We start from the raw sequence: 12,880 nt of genomic DNA on the forward strand, positions 1-12,880 counted from the left end.
AATCGGCGAGCGTCCTCAGCGAGGAACTGTTCATGCGGTGGCGCCGAACCGCAGCGGATAAGCCGGTCATTGTCGGGCGGACAGTGGTCCGATGCCGGTTGGCGCCGAGGTTGTTCGACTGCGGCGGGATCCTCTGCTGCTGCAGCAGATGATGTACATCAAATACAGCTCGTCCAGATTTCCCTGTGCGAGTACAAGAATGGGAGTCATACGATGCGCAACAAGATCGCGGCCTTGGTCGCGACGACTGCTTTTGTCGCCGGCGGGACACTCATGACCGCGACGTCGGCGTCGGCAACTGTGGACCCTCCCGGCGGCAGCTGGGACCACACGTGGACCACCACGGACGCCAACAAGGGTGGCACTGTCTACGTCGAAGAAAACGGCGACGTCGTGTCCGTCTGCGACTCGTTCGCCGACGGACTTGCCGCCCGGGCGCGTGTCTCCGTCCAACAGAGTTCGGGCGCCTACCTCGAGCGTTACACGCTCGTCGCCTCCGGTGGATTGGGATCTTGCGCCACGGCCAGGGCTTCTGATGGCGGCACGCACGACCTCCCGGAACACGTGAGCATCGGCGTCACGGTTTACCTGGGTCCGGACTTCCAGCACGCGAGCGACCACTATTACCTCAACGATCACTAGGTTTCTTGCGTCCTGGCTTCGTGTGCTGAGCCGAAGCCTGTCGGACCAGGGGTGTAGTGCAGCCGAAGTCGGACTTGCTTCGGTAGTCCTGTTCGGACGGCCCGGTCGTTGGATCCCGACCGGGCCGTCTGCTCCGGCGTCGCCCAGATCCGCTCCGGCACGGCGCGTCGTGATCGCCGGCCACGACGCCTCCGCCGGCGCACCGGATTGAACGGAATCAGCCGCTCATCAGCTGCATCGGTCAGCAGCATCGACAACGGGTTGAGCTGCGAGCTCACCGTCGCCTGGGCGTAGCCGTCCCGATCCAGTTGTCGGGCCAATTCGGTCACGCCCAGCGCCGTGATCGCACCCAGCGGTAGTTGGCCGAACTTCGGCAGGATGTGACACCGCAACCGGCTCCGGTAGCTCTCGATCGTCCGCGGATCCAGATCCAGCGACCGGAACCACCGCGCCACCCAGTCAGCGACCGTGACCGCGCTGTCGGCCGGATCGATCCACACCCGCCGACGCCGATCCGCCTCCAACTCGGCGGCATAGACCTATCACCGGGTATTACGAGCTCGTCTCGCGGGTGAACACCTCACTCTCGTCTCATCCCGAGCGGCCGAGCAAGCCGCCGGTGTTCTTGTGGAGCTGGCCGCCCGGTTGCGGTGGTGGTGCCTGAAAGGCCCGGTAGCGTTGCTTGGTGACGCATCGGATGACTGCGTGCATAAATTTCGTGCGGTCGGGCACTCGTACTGCCCAGCGCTCGTCGGTACGGGTGTTCCACAACACGCCCGTCTCATGGCCGCCCATCACCAGATAGAGCGCCAGCTGGAGAAACATGGCGCGATCGAGTTCGGAGACGAACTTCAGCTCGAAGACCCGGCCATCGTGCACGGCGTCGGCGACACCAACGAACGTGATCGGCGTCGCCGCTGGTGACCCCAGAGCCATGCCGGAGAGGTTCATCGGCACCTGGGCCTCGCAGTCGCGGGGAAGCTGAGTCGCCAGCCGCCTGGTCAGCGCGTCGCGCACCTCCTCACTGACTTTCCGGGTGACCTGCTCGGCGTAGCGCATCTGGTCGGTGTCGACGGCGGTCAGCAGCAGCGCATCGTGCCAAGGGTCCTCGTTCAGCTTGACGCGCAGTTGCTTCGCGATCGGTTTGGGGTTCAGCATCACCTCGAGGGCCGGGTTGTACCGGTCGAAGAACACCGCTTCCTGGTAGTGCCCCACCACGGGAGAGAGATCGATCAGCCCGTCGACGCGGTCGATGACGATCTCCTCGCCCGAGCCGTCGTCGAGACGTCGCCGATCGAGCAGGGCGACACACGCCTGAAGGTTCTCCGCGTAGGTGAAGTCGAAACAATCCGAGGCCAGCAGCGGCTTGTCATACTTCGGCTGGTCCTCGTTCAGCAGTTGCGTGAACCGCTGCACGGGGATGAACCCGATGCTCTTGGGTTGCCGACGAGCATGTGCGGATCGCACAAAGACGACTTCGTGCTTCCCTCGGGATGCGGCGACCAGGAACACGTTGCGCAGGACGGTGATGTCCACGTTCGGGAAGCCGCAGCGCATATCCCACATGTTTTCGTCGTAGTCGAACACCACACTCGTCGGGCGTTCCAGGCCTTTGCTGGAGTCGAAGGTGGTGAACACGGCGGTGTTGTCGTTATAGGTGACCGACTTGTCGCCGTCGCGGATGGAGGCGTAGACGGTTTGCTTGTTGAAGACCTCGCTGTGGTGGTGTTCCAGGTGGTTCAGTGCCTCGGCCATCTGCCCGTTGCGTTTGCCCAGGCACAGCAGGTCGCCCGGGTTCTTCGCCCGCATCAGGTCGAGCGCCTCGCGGTAAGAGACATACCGGATAGTCTGCGCGGGGTTGACGCCCACCACCGGCTTGTTCCATGCCTCCGACAGCAGCGCGCCGAGTTCCTGACCTGCCCGGAAAGACTGTGTGAACGGCATCAGCTCAGCTTGACGGGTGATCTCCCGGGTGAACCGTTGGACATCCAGCGTGGTGTTCGACTGCACTTTCTGAGCCAGGTCGCCGACCAGAACGGTCTGCATCGACGGGTTCAGCGACTTGATGTTGCGCAGCAGCTGCGCGTACTCCTCGTTGATGTCCTGGTACTCGTCGACCACGAGCAGGTCGAAGCGGGGAAACCACGCCGAAATGCTGTTGAAGGCCGCGTTGAACCGCCGGATGGATTCATCGAGGCCGCAAGTGATGCCCGCCTTGAGCAGCGATGGATACACGATTCCGTGATAGTTCTGCACTTTCGCGTTCCGTACCCGGCGTTGCGCATCGGCCTTCAGCAGCTTGCTGTAGGTCAGGTACAAGACCTCCCGGCCTCGGCCCACTTCGCTGCACAATGCCTGGATCGCGGTGGTCTTGCCCGATCCCACCGTGGCGTCGACGATGACATCCCGCCCCGCGCGTACCGCGTCGATCATCCGCCGCTGCTCGCCACTCAGCGGCACGGGCGTGGGAGCCGCGGCAATGCGGCCGCGGCTCCCACGACGGCTGGACACCCGGGTCGGGCTGACGACCGCAGCGAAGTTCGGGTTGGCCGCGAGCTGCGCCCGTAGCACCGCCTCGCCATCAGCTCGCATCGCCGGCCGCAGGTCCGGCGGCAGAAGCACCTGGCACCGTGCCTGCACCGCACCGGGCGTGCGCTGCAGCGTCCCCGCCAGCGCCTCCAGCGCCACACCGCGCCTGAGCCCGTCCAGCAGCGTCGCGGTGTCCTCCGCCGACCAGGCTGCGCCCGCACGGCGTGGCGCAGGCTTGGAGTCGTCACTCCGGCTTTCAGTAGTCACCTTGTCACGCTATCGACAATCATCGACATAATGTGCCGGTATCGCGAATCCAGGCCGGGCTGCGCGCGTTCTGTTCGGGTGCCGGTGGGCGTGGCGCGGTAACACAGTGTGGGCCAGCGCGGCGACCTCAGAGTGCGCCGCGTTTCTTCTGCCGGGCCGATGCCGGCAATTTCCGACCGGTCACGAGAACCGATGCGGCTCCGCGATCAAGAAACCGCCGCCCCCGTGATCGATCTGACCAGTCTCGGCCTCGGCGCGGCCCGCACGGGGAGCCGGGCCACGACGCTGCGGTTCCACCAGAGCGCCGGGTCGCTACCCGTCATCAGATTGGGGAAACCACGTCCACGAAATCGGCGAGACCGACGATCCGGGGGCCTCCATACAGCGACAGGACCGACCGGCGGCCAGAGATCGGGCATGAGCGGATAGAGCCTCACCATCGCCTCTTCCCCGGGCGCGAGCGTCTTCACCTTCTCCAGCGTCAGAAAGGATCGGGGTGCGACGGCAGCCTTGGCGAGGTGGTCAGGAGCCACGATCGGGCGCGAACGTGTCCACACTCCGGTTCGGTCGCCGTCCACCTGTCCTGCTCACGATGGGGGTCCGTGCCGAAAATATGCCGTGACGTAGAACTCGGCGTTAGCATTCGGTTCATGCGGCGGCAACGCTTCACCAGGACGATCACCACCGGCCCCCGTGGCCGGGTGTACCTGCCGGTGCCGTTCGACCCGGACGAAGTGTGGGCCGAAAAGGATACCCACCACGTCACCGGCACCCTCAACGGTCACCAGGTCCGCGGCCCGCTCGCACGCTTCGGCACCGACATCGGCCTGGGACTGGGACTGGGACTGGCGCCAAGTGTAGCGGCGGGACAACGGCATCGAAGCGGGCGACCGGGTCGACGCGGAGCTGCAGCCGGAGGGGCCCCAGCACCAGGACCTGGCCGACGACATCGCCGAAATGATCACTCTCCTCGAGCAGCGGAAGAAGCAACGGTGACCGCGACGCCCGGACCAGGTACACCGGTCGAGGACCGTCGGCGACTGTCCACACATGCCGCAGAACCCGGGTCTCGACCGACGCTCGGTAGCTCGACGCGGCGGCCGGCCAAGTGGCTGACGTAGCTTGTTACCGCGCCTTCCGGTGCACGTCGTCGCTCGCCTTGACTGCTCGACTGGCGCCAAGCCCGTGGTCGTGTGCCGATCACACGTTTGTTCGAAACAACCGCAAGCGGTCCTCTCACCAATTTCACCGGGGCACAGCTGGGGCAAACCTCCTGTTACAACTGCACTCAACAACACACAGTTGCCAACAACGGCACCGAAGCGCATCATCTGACTAGGCGATTCTCTATCGCCGCAGGTCAGGGCCATGATCGACCCTCACTGGCAGTGAGGGGGTCAGGGGTTCGAGTCCCCTTAGCTCCACTCTCTTACAGAACCCCTTCGATTATGCCGTTTCGGCAGGTCGGAGGGGTTTCTTGCGTTCCGGGTTCGATCTTCGGTGATCGACCTTGCTGCGTGATCTTGTGCTCCTGGTGGGGCAGAACTGGAGCACCACCCCCTCGATACGGCGTCGGCGCGGTGTTCCTGCTGCTCCCGGGCCCGACCGGGGGGTGACCCCCACCGTGGCGAAGAGGGGGACAACCGGCGCAACCCGCCTGCTGTCGACCACACTCGTGACGGTGTCGGGGCGCCGTGTGCCAGCACCGCTCGAGATCGTCGAGCAGCCGCTGCTCAACCTCCGGGGCGACGTGGGGGTAAGTCTCGACGGCCCGGTTGTCCAAGTGATGGCCGAGCCTGCGGGCCTGCGCGATCTACGGTGCGCCGCCCGCGATCAGCCACGTCTTGTGACTGTGCCGCAGCCCGTGGAACGTCGACCCGGGCCGCGCAGCCCGCCTTCATCCCGGACGCGTCGCTGTCGTCGATCGCCGGGTGGAAACCCGCCGCAGGAACGTCGAGCGCCACAACCACGTCCCGCTCGGCGCGGGGAACACGAACCCACGCCGGTGCCTCGCGAGGTGCTCGCGCAGCAACGCGACCAAGAACGGCGGCCACGCGATCGGCCCACCGAGCAGACCGGCCTGCTCGGCAATCCGCACCACCTGCTCCGCAGCCGATCGGCCGTCATCCAAGATGCGCGGACTGCGGCGACGGGTCCGAAGACACGCCCATGCCGATGAACGGACGTCCATCCGTTGTGTTGTCTCCGCCCGCTGGATGTCATCGTCTTGCGGATCGCAGACGGGCGGATCGCGGTATGAGGTCAACCGCAGGACCATCGCCAGGGCCGCTCTGCAGGAGGTGCCTCTCAGCGCCCCGGTGGAGGACCGTCCTCGACGACCACTTTCTCGGCGCCTCGCTTGGCGAACGCCGCCCACAGGCTGAAGCTCACGACGCCCACCGCGACCGCCAGCCAGAGCCAGACGAACGGCTCCCTCAGCGGGAACCGCACCAGTACGAAAACGATCATCGCGACCCCGACGACCGCGCCGAACACGGCGGAGGGCTTGGACGGCTTGATCCGGTACACGAGCATCACTCCCCGGACAGCAATTTTCGTGGCCCTCGACTATCCCCTGAACGATCTACCGAAACTTCACCGGCTTCCTCGATTGGCGCCGGTTCGAAGTCGCCGTACGCCAGTCCCGTAACGGCGGCACGGGGTGGCTTCGGGTCGATCGCACCCTGTCGAGGTTCGAGCGGATGGTCCTGGTCGTGGGGTGGTCGGGTCCCCAACACCCGCTGGCTGTCGGCAAGGGTCGCCTCGAACCGCGGGATCACCCGCCAGGTGGTGGGCAGCAGCGAGGTTGTTCCGCGAGCTCAGCTCACACTGGTTCCACAAACGCACCGGATTGGCGCCGCACCCCATCCTGCGCAGCTCGAACAGCCCCGATAGCGAAGATTAGGGTTTCGTGTAGGGGTTTCCCTGATGAGCGACCACTGTCTTCCTCTTAACCTTCGACAAGTGCGGCCGCGGTGGTACCCGAAATCGTGGCCAGCCGGCCGAAGTCGAATGATTCAGGAGGAAAAATGGCTCAGGAAACGACTTCTTTCGAAGAGTACGACAAGAAGGCCTACGAGTCGCAGGTTGCCGCCCTGCGGTTGAACGGGTCGGCTGTCGTCACCAACCTCAAGAACATGAAGCGGACGTTCATCAGTGTCAGCCTCGAAGGATCGAACGTCGCCGCCAGCATCGACGGCAAGCTGATCTACGACAAGGACGACAAACGAGGGTACTTCTGCGACCAGATCGACGTCGAACTCTCCATCGGCTCGCCGTACAAGATCGGCATCGACAGCCCGCAGACGACCATGGGCAGCGAATCGACGAGCACCAGTTCGCAGTGGCAGCTCGACGTCAACGCGGGAACGTTCGGGCCGGTGCCGACCACGGGCGTCAGCGGCGGCATCGTCATCGGCAGCTCGTTCAGCAAGGGCCTGCAGGACTGGAAGGTCGTCAACACCTCGACCAACGACGTCATCCGGCACAGCTACCGGATGGCCGCATCCGAGCGCGCGGCCTACGAACAGCCCTCCGACCTCGTGGACCAGACGGCGGGCGGCCAGCTCCAGGGGTGTCCGCTCTTCCACGTACCGGACATCTCGGTGGCCAACATGCCGCTGCTGACCACGGGCATCTTCGTGAGCGACCGGCTCCAGGACCGTTCGCGCGTCAACCTGCAGGTGAAGGTCACCGGACACTTCGTCCGCGTCGAGAAGACCTTCGAGTTCTTCGTGGTCGACATCGAAACCCTCCGCAAGCCGTGGACCTGGCAGTACTCGGTCCCGGTCACCATCCCCGCGGCCGACTGACCTGTATTTCAGCACCACGCCTTGAACGGAGGGGAATCATGCCCGAGGAAATTCCGACGTCCGAACTCCAGCGAATGCCAAGAGACATGTTCAACGAGATGGCCAGATACCTGTCCCCAGCCGACCTTTCGAGTCTGCTGACGACGTCATCGGACATGAACAAGAAGGTCGGCGCGTACATCGACAAGATCCTCCTGTCCGGCGACATCGTGCGGTCCAGCGGGATCCCGGTGGATCGCACGGAATCATGGCGCAAGATCGTCTCGTTCCTCGATCGGGGTGACTACCTGCGCAACCCGGGGCAGGACCCGAAGACCTCGATCCTCGACGTCCTGAAGAACCAGGAAAACCACGACCAAGCCGAAAAGTTCACCCAGTACATCGTGATCTGCACGTACGGGCTGGAGCGGGAAGCGAACCAGTTCAAGGCGTACGCACTGGACGCCCTGGAAAGGGTCAACTACACCTTCACCTGGTTCGAGGACGGCAAGTACCTCCGCACCGGGGACAAGGACGAAAACGGAGAAGGAGTCATCTTCTCGCGCCCGGAGGGTGAGACGATCCTGGACATGGCGCGGCGATGGCGCGTCATATCCGGAGTGCTGGCACCCCTCCCGGGAGAAGCGCCCGATCAGCGACACCGGTAAGGCCGGGCTCCAGGGTCAACCGGCGGCGAAGTGGGTGACGAGCTGGGTCCGCGAGCGGACACCGAGTTTGCGAAACGTCCTGCTCAGGTGAGCCTCGACGGTCTTCTCGCTGACGAACAGACGCTCGGCGATCTCACGGTTGGTCAACGCGTCCGCGGCCAACCGCGCGACCCGGCGTTCGGACGGCGTCAACCCGCGCACGCCGTTGATGCGAAGCTTGGGCGGCCGGCCGCCACCTCGCGCCAGCCCGGCTTTCAGCCGCTCGGCCAGTTCGAGGGCGTGACACTCCACGGCCAGCTCGGCGGCACGCCGGACAGTGGCCCGAGCGGTGCCTCGATCGCCGTCCCGCAGCTGCAGGTCGCCGAGATCCGAGAGGGTCCTGGCCAGCTCCAGCCGGCCAGGACCGTCTCGCAACAGGTCTGCTGCTTCAGCGAGATTCCGCAGTGCCTCGGCGGGGGCGGCGAGCTGGGCCGCGGCGCGCAGGGCGATCGCGATGTGCCTGGGAACAGCGAAATCACGGGCCAGCCGCAGTTGCTCGGCGACGAATGCTCCGGCTTCCTGCCGGTTGCCCGCGAGCAGATGGGCGCTCGCGGCCGCCAATCGCCACGGCACGTCCCAGGTCAGGCTCATACCCCACCGTTCGTACCACTGTCCGCACAGCAGCGCGTCGGCGAGTGCGGCGGCGTGGTCACCTTCGGTCAGATGCAGCCGGATTCTGGCCTCCAGCAACCACATGAGGGTGGACGCGTGCGGTTGCCGCCCACCCGCGAGCTCGCCGCTTTCCAAGATCTGCCGCGCTTCCGGCAGCCGGCCCTCCTCCATTCGCAAGTGGACCGCGGTGGCGTCCAGCAACGGCAACCCGACGTTCGGCCGGGGTGTCGCCGCGGTGCCGAGTTCGACGTGTTCGACGGCCTCCGCCAGATCACCACGCGCCCAGGCGATCCGGCTCAAGTAGCCTCGGATGATGCCCATCGGCAACAGCAGCCCGCGCTCGACGGCGGTGTCCAGCGCTCGTTGCATGCGCCGTTCGGCTTCGTCCAGCTGATCGGCCACCAACAGGGTGTGCACCGCCGCCCAGAGGGCGCACCGCTCGGGGGTGAGCGCGTCACCGGCGAGCGCCGAGCGTGCGAGCCGCAGCGCTTCGGCGACCGGGCGACCGGCGAAGATCGCCTCGATCGACCGCTGCGAGTCCGGTATCGCGCCTGGGCGGCCGCTTCGCCGTTCCAAGGACTCCAGGTGCCGCAGCAGCAGGGTGCGGCCGGCCGGATCGGCCCTGGCCATGCCGACCAGTTCGCCCTCGACCTCCAGCTCGAGGTCCGGGGCATCGGCACCGGCCAGATCGTCGAGCGCTTGGACCAGCAACGGGATGGCCGTGTGCGGGTCACCACTGGCGTTGCGGAACCGGGCGAGGCTGTAAGCGCACAAGGCCCGCTGCCTGCGGTCATCGGTGAGCGTGAGCGCTTCCCGCAGGTGGATTTCGGCGTCGGTGACGGCCAGGTGGTGGGCCCGGCAGTTGCCCAGCTGCCGGCTGATCTCCGCCCGCAGTGCCGGTGCCGGCGGTTCGGCGCGCGCCCTCTCCAGGAACACGGCCGCGTCCTCCGGCGACCCGTGCTGGAACGCCTGCCTGGCCGCCGCGGCCAGCAGTGTGACGCGGTCGTGCACGCCGCGCGGGGCAGTGCGCAGCAGGTGCGAGGCGATCTGGACCAGTGGTCTTCCCGCCCGCTGCAACACCGCCGCCGCCCGTTCGTGTTCCGCGCCGAGGTCGTCCGCCGGGATCAGCGAGAGCGCGACATCGCCCACGACGGCATGCACGAAGGCAGGAGGGTCGGCACGCTCGAATATCCCCAACCGAGTGAGCTTCTGCGCGGCCGCCACGGTTCCGGACCCAGGCAGGCCGGCTTGTTCGGCCACGACAGCGACGGGCGTGTCGTCACCGAGCACGGCGACCGCCCGCGCCACAGCTTGGACCTCCGGTGTTTGGCGGCGCAACCGGCCGGCGACGTACCAGCGGATCGCGTCCGGGCCCGAATCCGCGACGGAGGCGGCGTTGGCCGCCTCCGGCCGTACACCGTCGGCGGCCAGCACTCGCAACAGTTCCCGGACGAACAGCGGGTTCCCGGCGGTGACGGCGTGACAGGCGACGCAGAACTCGTCGTGCGCGTCCCCGCCCAGCTCCCGCCGCACCAGTTCGGCGACCGCGACGCCGCTCAGGTTCTTGGGGCGCAGCAACGTCAGTTCCCCGGCGGCAAGGATGTCGTCGATCAACTCGTCGGCGCCGGGTTCCGCGGGCCGGATCGCGATGATCACCAGGGCCCGGGCCGAGTCGAGCCGGCGCGCCAGGAAACCCAGGAACTGCAAGGACGGCAGATCGGCCCACTGCGCGTCGTCCACCAGCACGACCAACGGCGCCCGCTCCGCCAGGTTGACCAACAGCCAGTACAACCCGTTCAGCAACGGGTAGAGCGAGCCGGGCGCGTCCTCCTGGCCGGTCTCTCCGAACAGGCGCTCGGTGGCTTTGGCCGCACCCGTGAACACTTCGTCCCGCGCGGCCCGCTCCCTCGGCAGAACCGGCTCGAAGAGCTGCCGCACCACGCCGAAACCGAACTGGCGTTCCAGCTCCGCACCGCGCGCCCCCATCACCGTGCACCTCTGACCGGCCGCGAGCCTGCGCACCTCCCGCAGCAGTGTGGTCTTGCCCAGCCCCGGGCCCGCTTCCACCACCGCCAGACCACCCCGGCCGGCCGCCAATTCGGCCAACGACCGCTTGAGGTCGCGCAGCTCTCCGTCCCGCTCCACGAGCCGCGTCACCAGACGTTCACACTCCTGTGTCCGACACCCTGAGATCAAGAACTTCGTCGAGCCGGAAGTGTTGTCAGCATAACGACTCGCCACAGGGCTGATCCACGTCGAACACTCTGCTCCGTGTGGCGCAGAGGAGTGGGCGCGGATCGAGGAGTTCGGGGCGGCGACCCTGACGTTGCGGACGCGCAGGCGTTCATCGAGGCGATGATCGGGCTCGGGTGGCGGGCTCGGGTGATCGACATGGTGATGTCCTGGGAGGGCCGAGATGATCTCGGCCCTCCCAGGACAGTTCGGTACGAGGGGTCAGATCTTGCCCGCGGCGACGTCGGCGAGGGTGACGCGGAACGACTTGTAGTTCACCACGTAGTGCTTGGACGATTCCGCCGAGGTGACCTCCTCACGGATCGGCAGGCCGTTGTCGGCGTTGATGATGAGGACGTCCGCACTGCCGCCCAGGATGGCGGGGGGCGCGGTGAGGGTCAGTGCGGCCTGGCCGTCGACTTCGGTCTTGCCGACGATCATGTCCGGGATGGTCGCGTACAGCTTCAGCACGCCCGCGCGGACCTCCGCATCGGCGGCGTTGGCGAACAGCGCGTGCTGGGTGTTGCTCCACAGGTGGTTGTTGATGAGGTTTTCCAGGTCCTTGCCCGTCGGACGCGGCCGGGGAGCGGGAACCGGCTTGCCGATCTTGCGGAGCACCTCCGCGGTCTCCGCTTGGGCGGCCGCCCAGGCCTTGTCGGCCTCGGCGGGGCTCAGGCCGATTCCCAGAGCGTTGCCGGCCGCGGTGATCATCGCGATCCTGGCCTTGTCCACGTCGCCGTTCGCGGCGAGACGGGCCGCCGCCATCACCTTCCCGTCGTACGGCGTAGCCGGCTCGGCGTCGCCCTTGGCGACCGCGTCCGCCAGGGTCTTCGCCGAGTCGCCCGTGAACTGCCGGCCCTTGTCGGTGTAGAGGGTGTAGTAGAGGTCCGGCTTGCCGTCCAGCCCGAACTTCGTGTTGATGATCAGCGACGCGTCTCCTGGCCGCGTGCCGGCCGCCCGGACCGCGGAGGCCAGCTTCACCAGCGGCGCCTCGACCGCCTGCGGGGCGGCGCCGGACGGGCCGGCCGGGACGCTGCCGCCTGACGTACCCATCACCACGGCCGCCGCGACGGCTGCCGCACCCACGGCGGCGACGCCGACCTTGGGCCAGGAGAACCAGTGCTTCGGTCGCACGACCGTGGCCACGGGTTCCTCAATCGCCGTCCGCAGTGCCGCGCGGGCACGGTCATAGGCCTCGGGACCGGGGGACGGCACGTCACGCAGATTCTTCATGAGATCCATTTCATCCATGGGTTGTCTTTCACGTTGTCGGGACTTGCAGCAGCGCGATCACTTCGGGGGCTTCACGCAACGCCTTGCGCGCCTGGTGCAACAGGCGGCGGGCCGTGCCGGCCGGGATGTCGAGCACCCGCCCGGCCTCGGCGACGGTCAGGTCCTCCCAGGCGACCAGGCCCAGCACTTCCCGCTCTTCCGGTTTGAGCCGAGCCAGTGCCCTGCTCAGCAGGGCCTGCGTGTCCACGCGGGCATCCACCGCCGGCCAGGGATCCCAGTCACCCGCCACGCCGGTCAGGTCCGACGCCGGCTCCTCGGCCGGCGCGGACCGCCAGTGCCGGCGCAGCCTGTTCAGCGCGACGCCGTACAACCAGGGCCTGGCTTCGGGATACGAACGGTCGTAGTTCGCACGGGACTCGTAAGCCGCCACCCACACATCGCCGAGCACGTCCTCGGCTGCCTGCCGCCCCACTCTGCGCGCCAGATAGTTCCCGAGCGCGGTCTCGTGCCGGCTGATCACTTCCACGAAGGCATCGGTGTCCCCGCGCAGCGACCTGCCGATCAGTTCCGCGTCTGACGACATGAAGCTCCTCGGGTTTCGCTTCGCCCTGACACCCCGTCTTTGCCAACGCGCGCCCAAAGCGTTCAGGTCAGGTCAGGTCAGGTCAGGTCAGGTCAGGTCACCCCACTGGGGCACAGCAAGCGAGTCCCGAGGCGGAGTCCAGCGGGTCACGCCCGCCTCAGCGCCGACTCCGGCGCCGAGGGCACGGTGTCCGGCGCTGGTCACGTCCGGGGGGTCCGCATCGGCTGTGGGCGGCCTACCTGTCAAACCCATTGTCCAGAACGTGCAGAATGCACTACTGCGCC

Annotated in this window: 10 protein-coding genes; 3 read left to right on the plus strand and 7 right to left on the minus strand. The window is 66.9% G+C overall.

Going from position 1 to position 12,880, the window contains the following annotated elements; genetic code table 11:
- The first annotated feature begins 213 nt into the window (after positions 1-213).
- Positions 214-642: a hypothetical protein gene (locus tag OG570_RS03680; RefSeq protein WP_326955596.1), complete on the plus strand. Its 429-nt coding sequence runs from the start codon at positions 214-216 to the stop codon at positions 640-642.
- On the opposite strand, the gene OG570_RS03685 is transcribed toward OG570_RS03680, so the two are convergent.
- The 4 genes from OG570_RS03685 to OG570_RS03700 all read right to left on the minus strand — a co-directional run bounded on the left by OG570_RS03685 (position 639) and on the right by OG570_RS03700 (position 5,973).
- The gene (locus OG570_RS03685; protein ID WP_326955597.1) at positions 639-1,142 is read right to left on the minus strand and encodes a hypothetical protein; all 504 of its coding nucleotides are present in this window, start codon (positions 1,140-1,142) and stop codon (positions 639-641) included. The two genes, OG570_RS03680 and OG570_RS03685, sit on opposite strands and share 4 nt — an antisense overlap.
- Positions 1,143-1,233: 91 nt before the next feature.
- Positions 1,234-3,438, minus strand: a complete 2,205-nt coding sequence (locus OG570_RS03690) for a DEAD/DEAH box helicase family protein (protein ID WP_326955598.1) — start codon at positions 3,436-3,438, stop codon at positions 1,234-1,236.
- Between the two features lie 1,897 nt (positions 3,439-5,335).
- Complete coding sequence (locus OG570_RS03695; protein ID WP_326955599.1) at positions 5,336-5,536, minus strand: hypothetical protein; 201 nt, start codon at positions 5,534-5,536, stop codon at positions 5,336-5,338.
- 209 nt (positions 5,537-5,745) lie between these two features.
- A complete protein-coding gene (locus OG570_RS03700; protein WP_326955600.1) occupies positions 5,746-5,973 on the minus strand; it encodes a hypothetical protein in 228 nt (75 codons plus the stop codon).
- Between the two features lie 494 nt (positions 5,974-6,467).
- On the opposite strand from OG570_RS03700, the gene OG570_RS03705 reads away from it, so the two are divergent.
- Positions 6,468-7,250 (plus strand): hypothetical protein, encoded by a 783-nt coding sequence (locus tag OG570_RS03705; protein ID WP_326946642.1) that lies wholly within the window; start codon positions 6,468-6,470, stop codon positions 7,248-7,250.
- Between the two features lie 98 nt (positions 7,251-7,348).
- Positions 7,349-7,897 carry a hypothetical protein gene (locus OG570_RS03710; protein ID WP_326955601.1) on the plus strand — a complete coding sequence of 183 codons (549 nt, stop codon included), beginning with the start codon at positions 7,349-7,351 and terminating at the stop codon, positions 7,895-7,897.
- Positions 7,898-7,912: 15 nt separating this feature from the next.
- Here the strand turns inward: OG570_RS03710 and OG570_RS03715 are convergent, their stop codons facing one another.
- From OG570_RS03715 to OG570_RS03725, 3 genes are all read right to left on the minus strand, one after another.
- Positions 7,913-10,705, minus strand: a complete 2,793-nt coding sequence (locus OG570_RS03715) for a helix-turn-helix transcriptional regulator (RefSeq protein WP_326955602.1) — start codon at positions 10,703-10,705, stop codon at positions 7,913-7,915.
- Positions 10,706-11,002: 297 nt separating this feature from the next.
- Entirely contained in the window at positions 11,003-12,013 is a 1,011-nt protein-coding gene (locus tag OG570_RS03720) for a hypothetical protein (RefSeq protein WP_326955603.1), read from the minus strand.
- Positions 12,014-12,041: 28 nt separating this feature from the next.
- Complete coding sequence (locus OG570_RS03725; RefSeq protein ID WP_326946638.1) at positions 12,042-12,596, minus strand: RNA polymerase sigma factor; 555 nt, start codon at positions 12,594-12,596, stop codon at positions 12,042-12,044.
- Positions 12,597-12,880 lie beyond the last annotated feature (284 nt).

It is taken from the genome of Amycolatopsis sp. NBC_01286, assembly GCF_035982555.1.
Classification (GTDB): domain Bacteria; phylum Actinomycetota; class Actinomycetes; order Mycobacteriales; family Pseudonocardiaceae; genus Amycolatopsis.